The 22,435-nt window shown below is 42.0% G+C and carries 17 protein-coding genes; 7 read left to right on the top strand and 10 right to left on the bottom strand.

The window, feature by feature from the left end; genetic code table 11:
* Positions 1 to 217 precede the first annotated feature (217 nt).
* Together E0H81_RS00990 and epmA are read left to right on the top strand one after the other, a co-directional pair.
* Complete coding sequence (locus E0H81_RS00990; RefSeq protein WP_131315796.1) at positions 218 to 1,285, top strand: 4-phosphoerythronate dehydrogenase; 1,068 nt, start codon at positions 218 to 220, stop codon at positions 1,283 to 1,285.
* 2 nt (positions 1,286 to 1,287) lie between these two features.
* Positions 1,288 to 2,274: an EF-P lysine aminoacylase EpmA gene (gene epmA, locus E0H81_RS00985; RefSeq protein WP_131315882.1), complete on the top strand. Its 987-nt coding sequence runs from the start codon at positions 1,288 to 1,290 to the stop codon at positions 2,272 to 2,274.
* 100 nt (positions 2,275 to 2,374) lie between these two features.
* On the opposite strand, the gene E0H81_RS00980 is transcribed toward epmA, so the two are convergent.
* The 6 genes from E0H81_RS00980 to ahcY form a co-directional block, all read right to left on the bottom strand.
* Positions 2,375 to 3,610, bottom strand: coding sequence for a multifunctional CCA addition/repair protein (locus tag E0H81_RS00980; RefSeq protein WP_131315794.1), 1,236 nt, complete (start codon positions 3,608 to 3,610; stop codon positions 2,375 to 2,377).
* Between the two features lie 87 nt (positions 3,611 to 3,697).
* Positions 3,698 to 5,971 (bottom strand): NADP-dependent malic enzyme, encoded by a 2,274-nt coding sequence (locus E0H81_RS00975; RefSeq protein WP_131268075.1) that lies wholly within the window; start codon positions 5,969 to 5,971, stop codon positions 3,698 to 3,700.
* 149 nt (positions 5,972 to 6,120) lie between these two features.
* Positions 6,121 to 8,982, bottom strand: coding sequence for a bifunctional diguanylate cyclase/phosphodiesterase (locus E0H81_RS00970; protein ID WP_131315792.1), 2,862 nt, complete (start codon positions 8,980 to 8,982; stop codon positions 6,121 to 6,123).
* Positions 8,983 to 9,156: 174 nt separating this feature from the next.
* Positions 9,157 to 9,873 carry a 16S rRNA (uracil(1498)-N(3))-methyltransferase gene (locus E0H81_RS00965; RefSeq protein WP_131268073.1) on the bottom strand — a complete coding sequence of 239 codons (717 nt, stop codon included), beginning with the start codon at positions 9,871 to 9,873 and terminating at the stop codon, positions 9,157 to 9,159.
* A 29-nt stretch (positions 9,874 to 9,902) separates the two neighbouring features.
* Positions 9,903 to 10,739 carry a methylenetetrahydrofolate reductase [NAD(P)H] gene (gene metF, locus E0H81_RS00960; RefSeq protein WP_131268072.1) on the bottom strand — a complete coding sequence of 279 codons (837 nt, stop codon included), beginning with the start codon at positions 10,737 to 10,739 and terminating at the stop codon, positions 9,903 to 9,905.
* Between the two features lie 140 nt (positions 10,740 to 10,879).
* On the bottom strand, positions 10,880 to 12,262 hold the full coding sequence (gene ahcY / locus E0H81_RS00955) for an adenosylhomocysteinase (RefSeq protein WP_131268071.1): 1,383 nt from the start codon (positions 12,260 to 12,262) through the stop codon (positions 10,880 to 10,882).
* Positions 12,263 to 12,500: 238 nt separating this feature from the next.
* On the opposite strand from ahcY, the gene E0H81_RS00950 reads away from it, so the two are divergent.
* Complete coding sequence (locus tag E0H81_RS00950) at positions 12,501 to 13,541, top strand: DUF4917 family protein (RefSeq protein WP_228259881.1); 1,041 nt, start codon at positions 12,501 to 12,503, stop codon at positions 13,539 to 13,541.
* A gap of 52 nt (positions 13,542 to 13,593) precedes the next feature.
* Positions 13,594 to 14,118 carry a cysteine peptidase family C39 domain-containing protein gene (locus E0H81_RS00945; protein WP_131315790.1) on the top strand — a complete coding sequence of 175 codons (525 nt, stop codon included), beginning with the start codon at positions 13,594 to 13,596 and terminating at the stop codon, positions 14,116 to 14,118.
* Between the two features lie 75 nt (positions 14,119 to 14,193).
* Here the strand turns inward: E0H81_RS00945 and E0H81_RS00940 are convergent, their stop codons facing one another.
* The 4 genes from E0H81_RS00940 to E0H81_RS00925 all read right to left on the bottom strand — a co-directional run bounded on the left by E0H81_RS00940 (position 14,194) and on the right by E0H81_RS00925 (position 18,973).
* The gene (locus E0H81_RS00940) at positions 14,194 to 14,706 is read right to left on the bottom strand and encodes a tetratricopeptide repeat protein (RefSeq protein ID WP_131315788.1); all 513 of its coding nucleotides are present in this window, start codon (positions 14,704 to 14,706) and stop codon (positions 14,194 to 14,196) included.
* Between the two features lie 321 nt (positions 14,707 to 15,027).
* On the bottom strand, positions 15,028 to 15,999 hold the full coding sequence (locus tag E0H81_RS00935) for a Tim44 domain-containing protein (protein WP_131315786.1): 972 nt from the start codon (positions 15,997 to 15,999) through the stop codon (positions 15,028 to 15,030).
* 114 nt (positions 16,000 to 16,113) lie between these two features.
* Positions 16,114 to 17,505: a DNA repair protein RadA gene (gene radA / locus E0H81_RS00930; RefSeq protein ID WP_131268067.1), complete on the bottom strand. Its 1,392-nt coding sequence runs from the start codon at positions 17,503 to 17,505 to the stop codon at positions 16,114 to 16,116.
* 112 nt (positions 17,506 to 17,617) lie between these two features.
* Positions 17,618 to 18,973 (bottom strand): alanine/glycine:cation symporter family protein, encoded by a 1,356-nt coding sequence (locus E0H81_RS00925; protein WP_131315880.1) that lies wholly within the window; start codon positions 18,971 to 18,973, stop codon positions 17,618 to 17,620.
* A gap of 411 nt (positions 18,974 to 19,384) precedes the next feature.
* Between E0H81_RS00925 and E0H81_RS00920 the strand changes: the two genes are divergently transcribed.
* The 3 genes from E0H81_RS00920 (at position 19,385) to lysA (ending at position 22,423) form a co-directional block, all read left to right on the top strand.
* On the top strand, positions 19,385 to 20,788 hold the full coding sequence (locus E0H81_RS00920) for an amino acid permease (protein ID WP_131315784.1): 1,404 nt from the start codon (positions 19,385 to 19,387) through the stop codon (positions 20,786 to 20,788).
* A gap of 132 nt (positions 20,789 to 20,920) precedes the next feature.
* On the top strand, positions 20,921 to 21,139 hold the full coding sequence (gene lptM / locus E0H81_RS00915; protein WP_131315782.1) for an LPS translocon maturation chaperone LptM: 219 nt from the start codon (positions 20,921 to 20,923) through the stop codon (positions 21,137 to 21,139).
* A gap of 39 nt (positions 21,140 to 21,178) precedes the next feature.
* Positions 21,179 to 22,423 carry a diaminopimelate decarboxylase gene (lysA, locus tag E0H81_RS00910; RefSeq protein WP_131315780.1) on the top strand — a complete coding sequence of 415 codons (1,245 nt, stop codon included), beginning with the start codon at positions 21,179 to 21,181 and terminating at the stop codon, positions 22,421 to 22,423.
* The last annotated feature ends 12 nt before the right edge of the window (positions 22,424 to 22,435 follow it).

Below are 22,435 nucleotides of genomic sequence, written 5' to 3'. Positions count from 1 at the left end.
ATTTTGGTTGCTCTTATTTGACTGAGTTTTTTACAGAATTCGGTCTTTTTTTTTGGAGAGGAAATTGTATTTTGGGTTAGGGCTTACTTAACATCAAAGCTATTAAAATTTGAATATCCTTCCATATCGCTTAAAGAATCAGCTCTATAACTAAGGTGCATAGTCAGATTTGCCGCTAAGCGTTATCATAGCGGTCTTCATGTCATTGGAACGCACTATGAAAATCGTTGCGGATGAAAATCTGGCCTTTACCGAATATTTCTTTGCAGATTTTGGAGAAATTCAGCAAGCAGCGGGGCGTAGTTTAACCCATGCAGATGTACAGGATGCTGAAGCCTTGCTGGTTCGTTCTGTGACCCAAGTAAATGAACAACTGATTCAAAATACCCCACTTCAATTTGTCGGCAGTGCCACCATTGGCACCGATCATCTGGATATTCCTGCTTTAGAAAAACACAATATCACATGGTCAAATGCAGCAGGATGTAATGCACAGGCTGTAGCGGAATATGTGATTACCGCACTGCTATATTTGCAACCGGATTTAATCGATAAAAATGAGCAATTTACCCTTGGTATTATTGGCTTGGGCAATGTCGGTTCTCGTTTGGCCTATATGGCAAAATTACTCGGCTGGAAGGTGATTGGTCATGATCCTTTTGTGAATCGTGAACAGATTCAGCAAGTTGAATTAGAAGAATTATTAAAAACAGCAGATGCTATTTCGACCCATGTCCCCCTCACTAAAACAGGGAATCATCCGACTTTTCATTTGATCAATGCAGATGCTTTGGCACAAATGAAATCTGAAGCAATCTTGATTAATTCAGCCCGTGGTCCAGTGGTCGAGGAAGCAGCGCTGATTGCAGATATTCAACAGAACAAGCGCCAAGTGGTGTTAGATGTATTTGAACATGAACCGGAAATTTCAGAACAACTGTTAAATCTGATTGGTTTGGTAACACCGCATATTGCGGGCTATAGCTTGGAAGGCAAAGCACGTGGCACGCAAATGATTTACGATGCCTTCTGCAAAACTTTTAATTTCGCAGCCGACAAACAATTTGAAACCCAGTTGCCAGTATGTGAGCAATATTTCCAGAATCAGAATTTAAAGTCGGTACTGAAACTGCATCTTGCTCACATTTATGATATTGCACGTGATGATACCAACCTGCGTGCCTGCTTAAAAGACGGTAAAGTGGATCAAAAAGCCTTTGATTATTTACGTAAAACCTATCCCTTACGCCGTGAATGGGCAGCGCACGGAGGCCCAAAAGCATGAGCATGGCAAATACAAAAACCATCAATTATCAACCGACCTGTGATATCAAAGCACTAAAAGCCCGTGCCAAAATGTATGCACAAATCCGTCAGTTTTTTGCTGAACGGGATGTGCTTGAAGTGGAAACGCCAATATTGTCCCAAGCCGGTGTAACCGATGTGCATCTAGCCTCTATTCAGGCTCAGCGTCATTTAGGTGGTCGCAAACAAACTCATTATTTACAGACTTCACCTGAATTTGCCATGAAGCGATTGCTTGCCAGTGGTAGCGGTCCAATTTACCAAATTTGCAAAGTCTTTCGTGATGATGAACATGGGCGCAAACACAATAGTGAATTCACCATGCTGGAATGGTACCGCCCAAATTTAAGCTTGAAAGAACTGATGTTTGAAGTCACAGACTTGCTCAATGTAACCTTGGCGCATCGTTTTGGCGAAGTGCGTCCGACTATTTTAAGTTACAAGCATGCCTTTATGGACCGTCTTGATCTCAATCCCTTGCAGGCTAGCTTAAAACAGCTCAAAGACTGCTGTAACCGTGTCGGTCTGAATCTGGATTTGGGGAATGACCGTTTGGGTTATATCGACCTGTTATTTTCACATATGGTTGAACCAAGTTTGGGTTTTGATACGCCAGTATTTTTAACCGATTTCCCCCCTGAAATGGCATCGCTTGCCAAAGTCAAAGTCGATGAAGAGGGTGAACAGGTTGCAGCACGTTTCGAGCTTTATATTGAAGGCCTGGAATTAGCGAATGCCTATGATGAACTGATTGATGCTGATATTTTACGCTCACGTTTTGAAGCCGATAATCTTGAGCGTGCAAAGCTTGGCTTGCATGTGATGCCGATTGATGAATATCTACTCGCTGCTTTACCACAGATGCCCGAATGTTCCGGCATCGCTTTAGGCATTGACCGTTTATTGATGGTTGTGACTGAACAGATGAAACTGGAAAAAGTGATTACTTTCCCTGCGGATGTGTCTTGATATAAATCATCGTCTTAAATTCCTCTGTAATAATAAAGGGGAATTTTTTATCATCCTCGCGACATAAAAAAGCTTCTCAAAAGAGAAGCTTTTTTATGAGCTATATAGCAGCAATAATCTGACGGGCTTTTAATTCTTCAATTGCTTGAATACGCCGTTGAATCAACATTTCCCCAATATCAGGGCCACTAATATCGGGTGGCAAATCCTGCGCTTTAATGCCACGAACTACGTCCATTGCATCCAAGACATATCGCGATTGTGGATATTCACGATCTTCTAGACCTAAGCGACCACGTGAATCACACTCACATGCCTGAACATAAGCTTCCACACGTTCAGGACGGCGTAATACATCCAGACGCTGTAATAAACGCCATAAAGTGCCCGGTTTAAGATTCAAAGCTTGATGACATTTTAAATGTTCTTTACATACTGCAAGCGCGAGTTGCTTAGTATTGGTGGGAACTTTAAGACGTTCACACACTTCAGTGACCGGTTTTATGCCACGCTCTTCATGCATGATATGCCGCGGCAATTCCTCGGTTGGCGTGAGTGCCTTGCCTAAATCATGAACCAGAACAGCAAAACGAACGTCGAGTGAATAATTGGCTTTACAGGCTTGCTGTAGCGACATCATGGTATGAATGCCGCAATCGATTTCCGGATGATATTCAGGACGTTGTGGAATACCATATAAGGCATCCAATTCAGGGAACAAAACTTTTAGCGCACCGCAGGCACGAAGTACTTCGAAATACTCATCAGCATGATTTTCCATCAAGGCACGTGAAGTTTCTTTCCATACCCGTTCAGGCGTCAATGCCTGTAATTCACCCGATTCAGCCAGTTGTTGCATCAACGCTAAAGTTTCAGGAGCCACCGTGAATCCCAATGCTTTATAACGTGCGGCAAAGCGTGCGATGCGTAAAACACGTAGCGGATCTTCTACAAAAGCATTGGATACGTGACGTAATATTCGATCGGTTAAATCTTGTTGACCATTATAAGGGTCGTATAGCTTGCCATCTTCATCCATCGCCATCGCATTAATGGTCAGGTCGCGACGGATCAGATCTTCTTCCAAGCTTACACTGGTATCTGTATAAAATTCAAAGCCATGATAACCATGACCGGATTTTCGTTCGGTACGGGCTAAAGCATATTCTTCTTTTGTTTGGGGGTGTAAAAAAACAGGGAAATCTTTGCCCACCGGCTGATAGCCCTGAGCAAGGAGTTGTTCAGGTGTTGCACCAACAACCACATAATCTTTTTCGTGATAGGGGTGACCGAGTAAGTGATCACGTACTGCACCGCCTACTAAATAAACTCGCATGAAAAAACCTCTATTCTTCAAGCAATCATGCTACAGAATAGAGGTTTTCTCAAGTAAAGAACCTTAGCTTTTTGCTAAAGTTAAAGACTAGCCTTCTTGTGACTGCTGAATTTCAGCAACTGTCAACGCGGTCATATTCACCACACGACGTGTTGTTGCAGTCGGTGTCAGGATATGCACAGGTTTTGCAGCACCCAACAGAATTGGGCCAATCGTTACATTGTTACCTGAAGTCGCTTTCAACAGGTTAAATGAAATGTTTGCTGCATCCAGATTTGGCATGATCAGTAAGTTTGCAGAACCTTTGAAACGTGAGTTCGGGAATGCGAAATGACGAATATTTTCATCCAGTGCAGCATCACCGTGCATTTCACCTTCCACTTCAAGTTCAGGTGCAATTTCACTTAAAATTTCAAATACTTTACGCATTTTTTGTGCGCTTGCATCAGTCTGGTCAGAACCAAAACTTGAATGCGATAACAATGCAATACGTGGAATCACCCCAAAACGACGTACTTCTTCAGCCGCCAAAATGGTCATTTCCGCCAACTGTTCAGCCGTTGGATTGGTATTGACATAAGTATCGGCAATGAACAGGTTACGATCTTGAAGCATCAATGCATTCAAGGTAAAGAACGTGCTACGACCTTCTTTTAAGCCAATCACGTTTTTCACGAAATCGAGGTGAATGTCATAGCTTGAATATGTACCACAAAGCATACCGTCTGCATGACCATGTTTGACTAACATTGCAGCAATCAGGGTAGAGCGGCGACGTGCTTCACGATGTGCATACTCAGGTGTTACGCCCTTACGTTGCATAGTTTGATAGTAGTCATCAGCAAACTGTTCGTAATGCGGGTTCTTTTCTTGATCCACAATTTCAATGTTTACACCGTGTTCAAGACGCAAGCCCAGTTTTTTGATATTTGCTTCAATGACCGCAGTACGGCCGACAAGAATTGGGAAGGCCAAGCCTTCATCTACCGCAATTTGTACGGCACGAAGTACACGTAAATCTTCACCTTCAGCATATGCAATACGCTTAGGTGCTGTTTTTGCCTGAGCAAAGATCGGTTTCATCATAAATGCAGAGTTGTATACAAACTCAGACAATTTTTGACGATATGCAGAGAAATCTTGGATTGGACGAGTCGCGACACCAGAATCCATTGCCGCTTGTGCAACCGCAGGGGCAATTTCAAGAATTAAGCGCTGATCAAGCGGGCGTGGAATAAGGTAGTCACGGCCAAATGATGCAGATTTTTCACCATAAGATGCTGCATCTGCTTCAATGTGCGCCATACGTGCAATGGCATGTACGCAGGCAATTTTCATTTCTTCGTTAATGGTGGTTGCGCCAACGTCTAAAGCACCACGGAAGATATACGGGAAACAAAGGGCATTGTTGACTTGGTTTGGATAATCCGAACGGCCTGTTGCCATAATCACGTCGTCACGAACTTCGTGTGCATGTTCAGGCAGAATTTCAGGGTCCGGATTTGCCAAAGCAAAGATGATTGGATTTTCAGCCATCACTTTAACCATTTCTTTGGTTAAAATGCCTGCCGCTGAAAGCCCCAAGAACATATCTGCACCGGCAATTACGTCTGCTAATTGAGTGCCTTCAATATCCTGAACATAACGTCTTTTTGATGCATCCAGATTGTCACGGTGAGTGGTAAGCAGACCGCGTGAATCGGCAACGGTAATATTGTGTTTGCTTGCACCTAAAGCGCAAAGCAAATCTAAACAGGACAATGCAGCTGCACCGGCACCTGAAGCAACAATCTTGATCTCTTCAATTTTTTTGCCAGTCAGTTGTAAAGCATTGAGTAAGGCTGAACCGACAATGATAGAGGTACCATGTTGATCATCGTGGAATACAGGAATATTCATGCGTTCACGAAGTTTTTGCTCGATGTAGAAACATTCTGGTGCCTTGATGTCTTCAAGGTTAATACCGCCAAAAGTGGGTTCTAATGCAGCGACGAGGTCCACAATTTTGTCTGGATCGTTTTCAGCAATTTCGAGGTCAAATACATCTATGCCTGCGAATTTTTTAAACAGTACGCCTTTACCTTCCATAACCGGTTTAGACGCTAAAGGACCGATGTTACCTAAACCTAAAACCGCAGTACCATTACTGATCACTGCAACAAGGTTGCCACGTGCTGTGTAAAGTGCTGCAGTTGATGGGTCGCGTTCAATCTCTAAACATGGTGCTGCCACACCTGGAGAGTAAGCCAGCGCTAAGTCATGTTGGTTGACCAGCTGTTTGCTTGGCGTAACACTGATTTTCCCTGGGGTTGGATATTCGTGGTAGTACAAAGCTTGCTGTTTTAATGATTGATCGTCCATCTGTATCTCTATTGTTGCTTGAGTTGCCCAGCCCGAGCTGGTGGTGGTTTTTTGCTTAATTTGATTGAATATAACATTTGTTGCGACCTTAGCACAGTCGTGAATCTGCCATTTTCAAGCAAACTGATATTTAGGCGTGCCGACTTATATCAAGAAGGTATAAGTCGATGTTGTTCCAGAAAGAGGGTTGCTTCACTTTCGGGTAAAGGTTTTGAAAACAAGAAGCCTTGGGCAATGTCACATTCCTGATCTTGCAGGTACTGAAGCTGTTCCTCTGTTTCAATGCCTTCTGCAACCACGACCATGCCCATGGCTTTGCCCATGGCAATCATGGCACTGACAATGGCTTCTTGTTTGTTTTGTCCAATTCTGGAGATAAAACTGCGGTCTATTTTTAAGATATCAATAGGAAAATCAGCAAGATAGGATAGGGAGGAGTAGCCTGTTCCAAAATCATCCAGCGAGATATTGATCTTCCGTTTCTTGATTTCATCGAGCAGGTTTTTAACGGTAACCGAGTTCTCAAGCAGCGATGATTCAGTAATTTCAAGCTCTAGGCTCGAACCTGAAATGTTGTAGGTTTGAATGGCATGATCAAGGTCTTCGAGTAACTGTCCACGTTGCAATTGCTGTGCAACCACATTGACCGAGACACATATATTATTAAAGCCTAAGTCATTCCAGTTCCTGATTTGTTTAGCGGTTTGTTGTATAACAATTCTGCCTATATCAGAGATCAAACTGGTTTGCTCAGCGAGGGGAATGAACAGGTTCGGTGGAATAATGCCTTTGCTTGGATGATTCCAGCGAACCAAAGCTTCAAAACCATAAATGTTTTGGTCGCTAAAATTGATTTTTGGCTGATAGTAAACAATCAGTTCATTGTTGTTAATTGCCAGTCTTAAATCGCGTTCCAGATAAATCCCTTGCTCAAGTAAAGCGGAATTTTTATTGGAGTAAAAACGGATGGTATTGCCACCCAAGCTTTTTGCCTCGGTTAAAGCCTGTTCAGCACAATTATTCAGGTAATCGAGTTGGCGGCCATTTTCTGGATAGAAAGAAATCCCCATAGACAGGGTAATAATATGATCCTGACCAAAAATGTTGAAAGGTAATGAAAATGCCTTGCTCATCCGTTCACAATGCTGCTGAACCGATGGGCGAATATGCGAGATTTCATAGACAATGGCAAAGTCATCCCCATTTAAATGAGCGACCAGTAATGCTTCAGCATTGGTAAGTCGTAGCCTTTGCGCCACTTGGCGTAACAGTTCATCGCCACCGCTATTGCTCAGAAATTCATTCAAAGGTCTGAAGCGATCGATATTCAGACGAATTATAGCAAGTTGTTTAAGCGAATCTTTTTGAGTGACTAAATACTGATGTAATTGATAGTTATAATAAAAGCGATTCGGCAGGTCAGTCAGTGGATCGTAATTCTCTAAATAAGACAGACGTTGTTCTTGCAACTTGCGTTCCGTTAAATCAGAAACGATCCCAATATAGTGCGTGACACGATCTTTTTCATCGCTAATGGCATTAATTCGCATCCAGACAGTCAGTTCTTTGCCAGACAGGAATTTTTCATTTAGCTCGCCATCAAACTCACCTATTTTATTCAGTTGATTGATGATGGCGGCATGACTGTTTCTTTGCTGTGCCTTATAACTGGCAGCGATATCAAATAAATGCTTGCCAATCATTTGGTCGTGTGTAAAACCCGTCAATTGCTCATAGAATGGATTGACGTCGATATAGCAAAGTTGTTCATCTAAAATGAATATCCCCTCAGCCGCTTGTTGCAGCACGCTTGCTGCAAGTTTTAAGCGTTCCTGATCAGTTCGTTCCTGATGAATATCACGGCGAATGCCGACCATCCGCAGAGGCTTATAGTTAACAGGGTCGCGCGCAATGACTCTGCCAATATCATGTACCCATTTCCATTTGCCATTGCTGTGCTGAATTCGATAAGTGGCTTCATACTGATCGGTTTGGCCGCGTAAATTCTGCTTCATCGAGGTTTGGAAGTGTTCAAGATCATCGGGATGAATGATATTTTCCAGCTGATGATGGTGCTGTTTTGAAGGTTTCAAGGTCTTTTGATGCTTGGAATCGGTCAATAAAATTTCCCGATCTTTAATATTCCAGTCCCAAGGCCGAAGTCCCGCAACGCCATGTGCCAACATCAGATTTTGTTGCTGGTTTTCCAAATCAGCATTCATTTTAGCAATATCAAAAGTCCGCTCTTTGACTTTCTGTTCAAGCAATTGATTGTTTAGTTGAAGTTGTAATTCGATATCTTTGGATTTATTGATTTCAGTTTGTAATTGCTGGCATAACTCATCGGTCCAGAGCACTTGCTGTTCGGCATTTTTAACCAGGCGGTTGTTTTTGGAATACAGGGCTGAAATGCGTTTATGAATACGGGTGGTCGAATTTGCACTCAGTAAAATGACAATAAGGATGAAATTGATCGTTAAATGGAATAAAAAATTAGAGGTTTCTGTGGCAATAAATTGGGAAGCCAGATAAGGAAAAATGGCCGGAATAAAGGTCAAACAAAAATAATTTAGACGTTGGGTTAAAAAAGTCAGGGCAAATGCCTGGCTCACAATCAGTAATAAAGCTGAGAGAATTAATGCATTAACCTGGCTGAAATTAGGGTTGTATTGCGGTAAATAGTAATAAATCAGACTGATACCAATCGCAATACAGCTTCCTATTGCCAGGCATTGAAATTGTAGCCAGCGATGGGCGTGATTAAGTATGAAATTATGCGGCTTAAAATAGATACTGATGATCAGTAAACTTAGACAACTTAAGAGTTCGGTCGCAATAAACCATAAATTGAAATAGAAAGATGGCTTTGTAAAATAAATTTGATAAATGCCAAAAACATATAAGGAAACGATCAGAATACTGATGAGAAAGAATCGACTGAGTCGAATCGTATTGGTAATTTGAGCAGCACTCACATGCTGTTTAATATATTCATCTTGAATATCTGACATAAAAGCAGAAACCTTATTTTTGTTTTGCGATAAATAATTGCTTTCTAAATATTAATCATGTTTAAAAAAACTAAACTGTATCTTGAATATACATTTGTATCTTTAAATCAAGATTAATTATGTTATTGAGAAAAATCAATCGAAACAGGCAGTATTTATCTGAAATCAGATGAACTATACAGTTACTTTATAATTTAAAATAGATAAAGCAACAATCGGGGCAGTTTCTGTGCGTAAAACGCGATTGCCAATACACCAATTTATAAATCCGGCATCGTTGGATAATTGTATTTCAGCTTCGCTGAGTCCACCTTCAGGCCCAATTAAAAGTGCAATATCTGGTGTGGCATTGGCTAGAACATCAACTTGATCTTTATTCGGGGCAAGTACTAATTTGGTGGTGGGTAATTCACTGGCTAACCAGTCTTGCAAAGAGAGCGGTGCTAACACTTCAGGAACTTTATTCATCCCGCATTGCTCGCAAGCAGCAATGGCGATCCCTTGCCAGTGATCGATTTTCTTTTGATCACGATCATACTTAAGGCGCATTTCGCAGCGTTCAGAAGTCAGCAGCTGGATTTTTGCAACGCCCAGTTCAACTGCTTTTTGAATGGCATAATCCATGCGATCACCTTTACTCATCACTTGTCCAAGTAAGGCGCTAAAGGCAGGAGTGCGATCATCAGGATTGAATGTATCGACAGAAACGCTTGCTGATTTTTTTGAAACTTCAACAAGCGTGACTTCATACTCGCCACCTTGTCCATTGAACAAGGTGGCTTTTTCACCGACTTGTGCACGTAATACTTTTCCCCAATGATGAAAAACCGTTTCGGTTAATTCAACATTCATATCAACAGCCAAATCAGCTTCAATATAAAAACGCGGCATTTAAGTATTACTCACAAATCAGAAAAAAATTAAGCTAAACCCAGATCAGTCACGAGTTGACGTGTTGGATCTGTCGTGTTCATGGTATAGAAATGCAAACTTGGTGCACCGCCTGCAAGCAGACGTTCACACAATTTCACCACAACTTCATGACCAAAAGCCTTGATTGAAGCAGTGTCATCACCATAAGTGGCCAGTTGCTTGCGAATCCAACGCGGAATTTCAGCACCTGTCCCATCAGCAAAGCGAATCAGGTTGCTGGCATTGGTAATGGGCATAATGCCGGGAGCAACAGGAATGTTCACACCTTCTTTTTGAATACGGTCTACAAAGTAAAAGTACGCATCTGGATTAAAGAAGAACTGTGTTAACGCGGCATTGGCACCGGCATTGGCTTTTTCGACAAAGTGTTGAATGTCTTTATCAAAGCTGTCTGCTTGGGGATGCATTTCAGGATAGGCAGCGACTTCAATGGTGAAATGATCGCCTGAATGTTCACGGATGAAACGTACCAGATCCTGTGCATAAGGCAATTCGCCCAAGCCCACCTGACCAGAAGGTAAGTCACCACGCAGCGCAACAATACGGTCGATGCCTTGCGATTTGTATAAATCAAGCAACTCGGCAATACGTGCTTTGTCATCACCAATACAAGACAGATGAGGGGCTACAGGTGTGCCTTTGCCATTAAAGTCATTGATTGCAGCGAGTGTGCGTTCACGGGTCGAACCACCAGCACCATAAGTCACTGAAAAGAATTCAGGATTTAACAGTTGTAATTCTTTATGAACAACACGAAGTTTTTCCGCGCCAACATCAGTCTTGGTCGGAAAAAATTCAAACGAAATTGGAACACGTTTGGTCATTTTTCAAATCCTTTTTTATCAATACTTTTGTTTTTTATTGCCCTCATCCCGACCTTCTCCCAGAGGGAGAAGGAGGACCTCAATTCGAATGAAATTGAGAAAGTTCCTCTCCTTTTAGGAGAGGTTAGGAGAGGTCAAACTTAGTATTTATAATTCTCAGATTTGAATGGACCTTCAACTTGCACGCCAAGGTAGTCAGCTTGTTCTTGAGTGAGTGTAGTCAATACACCACCAAAACCAGCAACCATTGCAGCAGCAACTTCTTCATCCAATTTTTTAGGAAGAAGTTCTACACGAATTGCAGCTTGTTTTTGCTCTTCAGGAAGATCAGCAAATTTTTCAGCGAACAAATGCATTTGAGCCAATACCTGATTCGCAAAAGAACCGTCCATCACACGTGATGGGTGGCCTGTTGCGTTACCAAGATTCACCAAACGGCCTTCAGAAAGAAGAATCAAATAGTTGCTTTCGTCTTCTGAACGATAAACCTGGTGCACTTGAGGCTTAACTTCAACCCATTTGTAACCACGTAAATAGTTGGTATCAATTTCAGTGTCAAAGTGACCGATGTTACACACCACTGAACCTGCTTTTAATGTATCTAACATTGCAGAGTCACATACGTGGTAGTTACCAGTCGTTGTTACGATCAGGTCAGTATTTTGAAGAAGATCAACATTGATGTCTTCTTTCTTACCTGTTTGCACACCGTTTTTGTATGGAGATACAACTTCGTAACCGTCCATGCAGGCTTGCATTGCGCAGATTGGATCGATTTCAGTTACACGAACAATCATGCCTTCTTGACGAAGTGATTGAGCAGAACCTTTACCTACGTCACCATAACCAATTACAAGTGCACGACGACCAGACATCAACATGTCCGTACCGCGTTTGATGGCATCGTTTAGAGAATGGCGGCAACCGTATTTGTTGTCGTTTTTAGATTTAGTCACTGAATCGTTTACGTTAATTGCAGGAACTTTCAAAGTTCCGTCACGTAACATTTCATAAAGACGTTGCACACCCGTGGTGGTTTCTTCAGTCACACCGTGGATTTTAGCAATCAGTTCAGGATATTTTTCGTGAACAACAGCAGTCAAGTCACCGCCATCGTCTAGAATCATGTTGGCATCCCAAGGTTTGCCATTGACATTGATTTGCTGTTCAAGACACCACATGTATTCTTCTTCAGTTTCGCCTTTCCAAGCGAAAACAGGAATACCGCGAGCAGCAATAGCCGCAGCAGCGTGGTCTTGAGTAGAGAAGATGTTACATGAAGTCCAGCGAACTTCTGCGCCCAATTCAACCAGAGTTTCAATTAAAACTGCAGTTTGAATGGTCATGTGGATACAGCCGAGAATTTTCGCGCCTGCAAGTGGCTTAGCCGCAGCATAACGCTTACGTAAACCGATAAGAGCCGGCATTTCTGCTTCAGCAAGTTTGATTTCTTTACGACCGTATTCAGCAAGTGAAATATCGGCAACTTTATAATCTGTAAATGAAGCATTAACCGCGTTCATCAGGATCTCCTAGGATAAAAATAGATTGGATCGTTATGTTCGCGGATGCCGTTTTTGATCAAAACCTGTATTTCACAGCAGTTTTGACCGAATCGTCGAGCCTAGCGATTTCACATTTAGTGCCTGTGAAAAAGTCGCAGCATCCCTCGACTAGGCGGCTATTGTACTTGGAAATTGATTTTGTTCCAATCTGAAATTGATTATTATCTGACTGATAAATGAGTACTTAGATAACTTGATGATGAATAAAGTAATAAATTATGAAATAAAAAATTGGAATGATATTGCAGCTGACTATAAGGATGGTAGTTTAATCATAGGGAATGGCGCGAGTATTGCTTTACATCAAGATTTTGACTTTCGTTCTCTAAAAGAAAAAGCGGAAGAGTTAAAGTTATTTGATGAGGATATAGCAAAATTATTTAAAGAGTTTGAAACTGATGATTTTGAGTTGATTTTAAGATTAGTTTGGCACGCTAAATTAGTAAATAATCATCTTGGAGTTGTTGATACATTAACAGACCAAGCGTATAAGATTTTAAGAGAAAGCCTCATAAAGATAGTCAAAGTAGTTCATTGTTCTTATTCACAAATAGAAAGCGAACTGCCTAGGCTCTATAAGTTTACTAAAAGCTTTAAAGATGTAGTGTCTTTAAATTACGATTTAATTTTGTATTGGATACGCATGTACGGAAATGAGAGCTGCCATGGTGATGGGCATATTTACAAAGACGGCTTTCAAAACGGAGGAAATATTTATTGGGATTGGAAAGCTTTGAAAGAGCCTTATTATTTAAAGCCTGAAGAAAAGGAAATAACAAGAACTTTTTATCAGCATGGAAATTTATCTATATTTCGTTATTCATTAAATTTAGAAAGAAAAATTAAAAGAGGAGATGATGTAAATCTTTTAGATAATATAGCTAATTATTGGAATGATGATGTCATTCCCTTATTTGTGGCAGAGGGTACAGGTGGAAGAAAGGAGGAATCTATTAGAACTAGTAAATACCTTAGTAAAATATATTATGAAATATTACCAGAACTATTTGATAACAATAAAAATTTAGTAATTTATGGCTGGGGAGTGGGTGATCAAGAAAACCATTTGGTAACACAAGTTTTTAAAAACAAAATGGGTGGTAAAGTTGCTATTTCAGTTTACAAGGATGATCAGGATTATTGTTATAAAGTGGAAAAATTAATTCAAAAAATTTCTCCAAAAGTGGAGATAGAGTTTTTTGATAGCCAAAGTGCTGGATGTTGGAATAATCCTTAATAGAGTAAATATTTATATTATTATCAGCACAATCACATTTTGGATGAAAATTATGGCCTTAGAAATGCCTGAAGAATTAGCTAATCTAGAAGCAAATGGCGGAATTTTTGCGGTATGGATGTTGCTGCAACATTTAGGGATCGATGCCGATATTCAGCAACTTGTAGATGTATGTGGCTATGACTCTGAAAATGGCACGACCACCATTGGTCTGGCTGTTGGATTAAAAAAGTTTGGCTATCATGTTCAGTTTTGTACCGATCCTGATCCTGATCTTCAGGAGAGTGAAAAACTCAGTTATCAAGAAGCTGAACAACTGGGTTTGCCTATTCTGCCCGCGTTAAATTATGAGCAAATCCAGCAGGCATTTGAGCAAAATAAATTTGTGATTGTCTATTACGACACATTGGAAGAGGTGGGGAATCACTCACTTGTTTATGATGTCAATGCGGATGAAATCTGTTTCTTTGACAGTTTTGATGCGATGCCAGCTTCAGTTTTTGAGCAGCAACGTCGAGTAGACGGAATTTGTCGACAAGTGATTGTGGTTGAAGAAAACGATTATATCGAGAGTTAATATTTAAAATCGAGAGTTAAGATTTAAAAACTGGATAAAACAAAAGCCCATTATTTGATGGGCTTTTTAATTCAATTATTCTTCAGTAGACTGAGCTTTATCATGCCAGTAATCGGCTTTTTCATCATCCACATCTACACCCAAACCATGTTCATAAATGCAGGCCAAATCACGCATGGCTTGAACTTCACCCAGTTCAGCGGCTTGCTTGACCAGTTCAACAGACTTGGTCACATCCTTTGCCACCACATCGCCACGACGGTAAAAATTCGATAACTCTAAAAGCGCAGCAGGGTGTTTATGTTTCGCTGCCTGTTCTAACCAGCGGTAAGCATGTTCAAAATAGGTTTTTGCTTCCTCCGGATCTTCTTCCAACATGTCTTTTGCATAAAATGCATAACCTTCACCTAGCCAGTACATGGCTTCAACATGACCCAGTTGAGCGGCTTTGAGTGCCCATTCCTCAGCAAGGGCAACATGCTCATCATTTTCACTTTGCATATAAATTTCAGCAAGCTCAAATTGTGCATCACGGTTGCCTGCCATTGCACGGTTAAAAAGTTCGGTAGAAATAGGGAGATCAGACATTAAAAAATCCAAAGATAGATTTGAGTGAAGCTAAATATTTAAACTAAGAAAACCAATCTGAAAATTGGCTGATCAATTATAGCGTGCTTTTTTAGATTAAGTTAATCACGAAACTTAAGGCCATGATAACAATATACATAAGTAATAAGAGTGATTGTTGATTTTGCTTCTTAGAAAGCCTAAATACAGACCAGTAAACAAAGGCAGAGTAGGTGAATCGGATCAGCTTGGAGGCTGTTTATAGAAGATTTGGATCTAATCTGTTTTTATAGAATTCATAAAAAACAGCGACCGAAGTCGCTGTTTTTAACTCAAAAGACCTTAAGCCTCTTGTTGAATACCTGCAACCAACCAGTCCTGGTTAGAACCTGCAGGCTTGGTAAAATGCCAAACTTCTGCAAAAGGTTGCGGTAAGCTGTTTAAATCTTCGCTTACAGTACCCGTAAAACGAACGCTTACCACATACTGACCATTTTCAGTTGAAGAATCTGTAACCATCGCATTGAGGTTAGAGAATTCAGCAACGTCTTGGTCTTGGTTCGCCATAATATCGTTATACATAGACTGATAAAGATCAGGTGTTAAATAACGTTGAATTTCAGCAATATTATTGGCTGTATTCATCGACTGAATATGGTTAAAACGCTGACGAGCAATACGCAAGAATGCTGCAGGTTCAGTACCATCTGGTAATTGATTGCCATTGCTGGTTGAAGCACTACCAAATGGAGCTTGAGTTGCTGCACCTGCAGAACCACCTACTGACTGACCAAAAATATTGCTGTTGTCGTTTGAAGTACGTGGCGCTGCATTTTGTTGACCAAACGGTGCTGTATTGCCAGCATTGTTTGGTGCATAAGGATTGTTAGCGGCTAGTTTTTTTTTTGCTCCGAATTTACGGAATAAGAAAAATGCGACTGCTGCTGCCAGAAGAATCCAGATCCAGCCTGGAAGTCCGCCTTTTTCTTCCTGCTGTTGTGCTGTAGCTTCAGCACCGCTTGCAGCAGGTTTGTCATCTGCCATTGCATTCGCTGCAACTGCACCAATTGCAGCACCTGCAACACCAGCAGCTACCATTTTACCTACACCAGAACCCGATTTTTGAGCAGGTGCGGTAGTCGGTTGTGGAGCAGGAGTAGCTTGACGCGGTTGTTGGTAAGACTGGGTTGGAGTAGCAGAACGACTCATGCCATGGCTTTTACCACCACCTGCACGTTTCGCTTCAGCCATTGGTGCAACCACCAAAGCTGCCATTAAAAGACCTGCCATCAAACCACGCTGTCGAACTTCCATCGAATTTTTCCTAAATAAAAAATAAATTATAGCCCTATAGTTATGCAGTCATTTGCACCGAATTTCAATATCAAAATGGTGTTTTTTTTACATAATCTTTCATATGTTTAAGACTTAAGCCAATTCTTCACTTAAGCTCATGGCTTCGCTTAATGCTTCATGTAAGCGTGCCACAGAAATGATCTGTACATTCGGGATCGGTTTCTGCGGCGCATTGCCTCTGGGCAGAATAATGTATTTAAAACCATGCTTCACCGCTTCTTTTAACCGTTCCTGACCATTCGGCACAGGGCGAATTTCACCGGATAGCCCAACTTCGCCAAACACAGCCAGTTGTTGAGGCAATGCTTTACCACGCAAGCTTGAAGCACAGGCCAGTAAAACCGCAAGGTCAGAACCTGTCTCGGTAATTTTTAAACCACCGACCACATTGACATAGACATCTTGCCCGGCAGTCTGTACGCCACCATGACGGTGCATCACCGCAAGCAGCATGTTCAGTCGGTTCTGGTCCAAACCTAAGGCCACACGACGTGGCTGGCCATGTGCATCGTCCACCAATGCTTGCACTTCAACCAACAGTGGACGGGTACCTTCACGACTAATCATCACAATCGAACCGGGAATGGCTTCATCATAACGACTTAGGAAAATAGCGGATGGATTGGAAACTTCACGCAAGCCTTTCTCGGTCATGCCAAACACGCCCAATTCATTGACTGCACCAAAACGGTTTTTTACCGCACGAATCATGCGATAACGTGAGTCAGATTGGCCTTCAAAATACAAAACACAATCGACCATATGTTCCAGAACACGCGGACCAGCCAAAGCACCTTCTTTGGTCACATGTCCCACCAGAAATAATGAGGTGCCACTGTTTTTGGCAAAGCGGGTCAATAAGGCAGCAGATTCCCGAATTTGGGAAACACCGCCCGGTGCAGATTGCAAGGTTTCGGTATACAGCGTTTGAATAGAATCAAGAATGGCAACCGCAGGACGTACTTGTGCCAGAACTTCACAAATGCGTTCCACACAGGTTTCTGCCATGACTTGAAGATGTTCTGTTGGCAACTCCAGACGGTGGGCACGTAAAGCAACCTGCGAAAGTGATTCCTCACCGGTGACATAAAGCGCAGAACTTTGTGCAGATGCCATATGCGTGGCGGTTTGTAAAAGAATTGTGGATTTACCAATTCCGGGATCACCGCCAATCAGCACTACAGAACCCGTCACCAAACCGCCGCCTAAAACACGGTCGAATTCACTAATGCCGGTCGCTAGGCGTGATTCATGTGAAACGGAAACTTTATTTAAGGTGGTGATATTGGCGACTTGACCTGCATAACCGCCACCTATTTTCGGTTGCGCACGATGGGTCACGGCAGGTGCAATGCTGACTTCGGTCAGACTGTTCCATTCACCACATTCGCTACATTGACCTGCCCATTTGAGATGGTCAGCACCACATTGTTCACATCGATAAACACTTTTCGCTTTGGCCATATTTTTTATTTGAAATATACAAAAATTGAAAACTGGCTACAGCATACAGCGCTAGATGCAAATAAAAAAGCCACCCTTAAGGTGGCTTATTGATAGTGATAAAAAACTTGAATTAATACAGTTCGCCTGACTTGCGCTTGGCAATGAAATCTTTTGACTCTTTCACAATCACGCTAGAAAGCAATAACAGGGCAATTAAGTTTGGAACGGCCATTAAGCCATTGAATGTATCGGCAAATAACCAGACCAGATCCAGTGTGGCGATACAGCCAATGAAGACTGAAGCGATATAAATCACCCGATATGCCAGTACGTACTTTTCTCCGAAAATATAAGTACAGCATTTTTCACCGTAATAACACCAACCCAAAATAGTGGAATAGGCAAAGAAAATAATACCGAAGGTAACCAGCCAACCGCCCACACCTGGCAACAATTGATCAAAAGTATGCGTCGTCAGCACGGCACCGGTTTCACTTCCAAAACTATTGCCGGCCATAATGAAACCCATCACCAAGACAATACCGGTAATGCTACACACGATGATGGTGTCAATAAATGTCCCGGTCATTGAAACTAGACCTTGACGTGCAGGATGATCGGTTCTTGCCGCTGCAGCTGCAATAGGTGCAGAACCCATACCTGCTTCATTCGAGAAGACACCACGTGCCACACCGTAACGAATCACGGCACCAATAGCACCACCTGCAACCGCTTCACCGGTAAAGGCATCTTTAAAGATTAATTCCAGGGCAGGTATTACCAGCTCAAGGTTAGTGAGGATAATGATCAGACCACCTGCAACATAGCCAATCGCCATAATAGGAACAATAAGGGTCGCTGCTTTAGCAATTGATCGAATACCGCCTAAAATCACCAATGCCGAGAAAACGGTAATCACAACGCCCGTGATCCAGGTTTCGATGCCCATACTGTTTTGCACCGCAAGTGCCACCGTATTGGACTGTACTGAACTGCCAATACCAAAAGAAGCCACTGTGCCAAAGAACGCAAAAATCAGCGCCAGCCATTTCCACTTTAAGCCCTTTTCGATGTAATACATCGGTCCACCGGACATCAGGCCATTTTCATTTTTAACGCGATATTTGACAGCCAATACGCCTTCACCATATTTGCTTGCCATACCAAATAAAGCCGTCATCCACATCCAGAACACAGCGCCGGGGCCACCCAGAACGCATGCTGTCGCAACACCCGCGATATTACCGGTACCAATGGTGGCGGAGAGTGCTGTCATCAGGGAGGCAAAGTGTGAAATATCTCCTGGCTGTGATTTAGCTTGATGATGCTTGCCAAAAACCTGTTTAAAGGCCAAAGGCAGCATACGAAATTGCCAGAACATGAGACGGAATGTGAGAAATACACCGGTACCCACGATCAGTACCAGCATATATGGACCCCAAACCCATCCGCTGAGTGTTTCCATTATTGACTGTAAATTTTGCATCATATTTTCTTCTTGTCGTCCTGAGTTCTGTAAATGGCTTATTTAGATTTATCAATGCTTAAGCAAGTGATGTGCCATATTTGGGTCTTCCTGATGATTTGCTATAACGCGACTGAATTTTTATTCCTTATACTTTAAAAGTGTTTTAATTTTTGTTTGCTGAAAATTCAATTTTGATCAGCATATTGTTTTGGTTATTTATTTTTTAGCTAAAGTTCAGCACTTTTACAAGCATTAAAAATGAATTATTAATGTTTATTTTTAAATCAATTATTCACTAGTTTGGTATATGAGAAAAATAAATTAACTTTTTTACTTAATTGGAAAATATAGATGGTTCACAGTTTTTTGTTGTTTTCTGCATTTTTTGCGGTAATTTGTTGCCATAGATGTCGAAGATGAATGAAATAAATGTCAAATCAAAATACAGGTTCGACCAGTGAAGGTGGTGAACTACAACGGAGTTTGTCTAATCGACATTTGCAATTGATTGCAATAGGTGGGGCAATTGGTACAGGTCTATTCATGGGCTCAGGTAAAACCATCAGCCTGGCCGGACCTTCAATTCTAATCATTTATATGATTATTGGTTTTATGGTTTTTTTGGTCATGCGTGCGCTTGGCGAATTGTTACTGTCTAACCTGCAATACAAATCTTTTATTGATTTTGCAACCGATTTAATTGGTCCTTGGGCAGGTTACTTTGTCGGCTGGACCTATTGGCTATGCTGGATCACGATTGGTATTGCAGATTTATCCGCGATTATTTATTACCTGCAATTCTTTAACGGAGGGTTGCCGTTTACGCCTGGCGAAGGGGTGATGATCAGTATCGCGGCCATTGTCTTTATTATGGGTTTGAACCTGGTCACGGTGAAATTATTCGGTGAATTGGAGTTCTGGTTTGCTTTAATCAAGATTATTGCCATTGTGGTGCTGATTGGTGCCGGTTTATGGATGATTTTTACCGGATTTACCTCTACCGCAGGTGAGATAGCTTCATTTACTCATCTTTGGTCACATGGCGGCATATTCCCGACTGGAGTAACGGGCTTCCTGGCAGGCTTCCAGATTGCGATCTTCGCCTTTGTGGGCGTTGAGCTGGTTGGTACAACTGCGGCTGAAACCAAAGATCCAGAGCGCAACTTGCCTAAAGCGGTTAACTCGATTCCAATTCGTATCATCATTTTCTACGTATTGGCATTGGTGATTGTGATGTCGGTAACGCCGTGGAATAAAATTGATCCGAGCATCAGTCCGTTTGTAAACCTGTTTAGCCAGGCGGGTATTGCTGCCGCAGCGATTATCATGAATCTGGTGGTGTTGTCGTCAGTCATGTCATCCATGAACAGTGGTGTATTCTCGACCAGCCGTATGCTGTTCGGTCTGTCACGTGAAGAGCAGGGTCCAAAAGCATTTGGACATTTAAATAAACGCGCGGTTCCTGCGAATGCCTTGTATTTTTCTGCAGTCTGTTTACTTTTGGGTGCTGCACTGCAGTACTTTGTACCGAACACTGTTGAAGCCTTTACTTTGGCAACCACGCTTTCAACCATCCTGTTCATCTGTGTATGGCTGATGATTATCTGGAGTTATATTGTTTATTATAAAACCCGTCCAGAACTGCATGCCAAATCTACCTTTAAACTGCCAGGTGGATTGTTTACCTGTTGGGTGGTGATCATCTTCTTTATTGGCATGATTTACGTTTTGTCATTAGAAGCAGATACCATGCGAGCACTGATGGTCAGTCCAATCTGGTTCATTATTTTGATTATTGGTTACTTTGGTTTCTACAAACCGAAACATAAATAAGCCTTTTGTTGATGAAAACGCCAGTCTGAAACTGGCGTTTTTTTTTAACTAGCGATAATCTCTAGCGTTTAGCACTTTGGTCACGGCGGTGATCGAGTTATACTTCTTCGAAAACATAGGATAGGTGGTCAGATGCGTCTTGTCATTTGCTACATCAGTTTATTGGCAACAGGTTTTGCCTTGGTCGGTTGTGGTCAATCGGGAGCTTTGCAGTTGCCGAGCGACCCGGATTACGACAAGCGTGCAAAATATTTGTTATATCCCAATGTTGATTCAAAACAGCAGCCTGAACAGAAAGAAGCAGCTCCGTTACAACAAGAGCTTCCTGCTTCATCTGCTGAAACGAATTAATTTTCAATATCTAATACGCGTCATCGAAAGGATACATTCATGAGTTTTACCCGCATTAATGGGGTTCTGCACGCAGAGCAATGTTCGTTGCAACAACTTGCGCAGCAATTTGGCACACCACTTTATGTTTATTCAAAAGCAACTTTTGAAAAGCATTATCTCGATATGGATCGTGCATTTAGCTTTATCGACCATCAAATCTGTTTTGCGGTAAAGTCGAACTCTAATATTGCGGTATTGAATGTACTGGCGAAGCTGGGTGCAGGTTTTGATATTGTCACTGGAGGCGAGCTTGCACGTGTGCTGAAAGCGGGCGGTGATGCATCTAAGATCGTGTTCTCTGGTTTGGGTAAGTCAGAAGCGGATATTAAGAAAGCGCTAGAAGTCGGTATTTCCTGCTTCAATGTTGAATCTTATGCCGAACTGGATCGCATTCAAAAAGTCGCGGCTGAACTCGGCAAGAAAGCACCGATTTCATTACGGGTAAATCCGGATGTCGATGCCAAAACCCATCCTTATATTTCGACCGGTCTAAAAGAAAATAAATTCGGTATTCCATCGGACAGCGTATTTGAAACCTATCAATATGCAGCCTCTTTGCCGAATCTGGACGTGGTGGGTATTGATTGCCATATCGGTTCGCAATTGACCGAAACTCAGCCTTTTGTCGATGCGCTTGATCGTGTGATCATGATGATCGAGAAATTAAAACAACTCGGTATCCATCTAAAACACATCGATATCGGTGGTGGTTTGGGTGTGACTTATAAAGATGAAACTCCGCCATCTGTTGTCGAATATGCCAATGCACTGAAACCTGCTTTAGAAAAACTCGGTTTAAAAGTCTATATGGAACCGGGACGTAGCATTTCTGCCAATGCAGGGGTGTTGCTGACTAAAGTTGATTTATTGAAACCGACTAATCACCGTAACTTTGCCATTATTGATGCAGCCATGAATGACCTGATTCGTCCTGCTTTATACGAAGCGTGGATGGATATTCAGGAAGTCACTCCACGTAGCGATGTTGAAACGAAAGAGTGGGATGTGGTCGGTGCGATCTGTGAAACCGGTGACTTCTTGGGTAAAGAGCGCAAGCTTGCATTGCAAGAAAATGATGTGCTCGCGGTATTGGGTGCAGGTGCATACGGTTTTGTGATGAGCTCGAACTACAACAGCCGTGGCCGTGCTGCTGAAGTGATGGTCGATAATGATCAGGCACACTTGATTCGTGAACGTGAAAGCATTGAATCATTGTGGGATAAAGAACGCTTATTGCCTTAAGGAGTAATTCGG

The sequence above is a fragment of the Acinetobacter terrestris genome (assembly GCF_004331155.1).
GTDB lineage: Bacteria > Pseudomonadota > Gammaproteobacteria > Pseudomonadales > Moraxellaceae > Acinetobacter > Acinetobacter terrestris.
The sequence above is the reverse complement of the archived record's forward strand: the minus strand, read 5'-3'. Positions and strand labels throughout refer to the sequence as shown.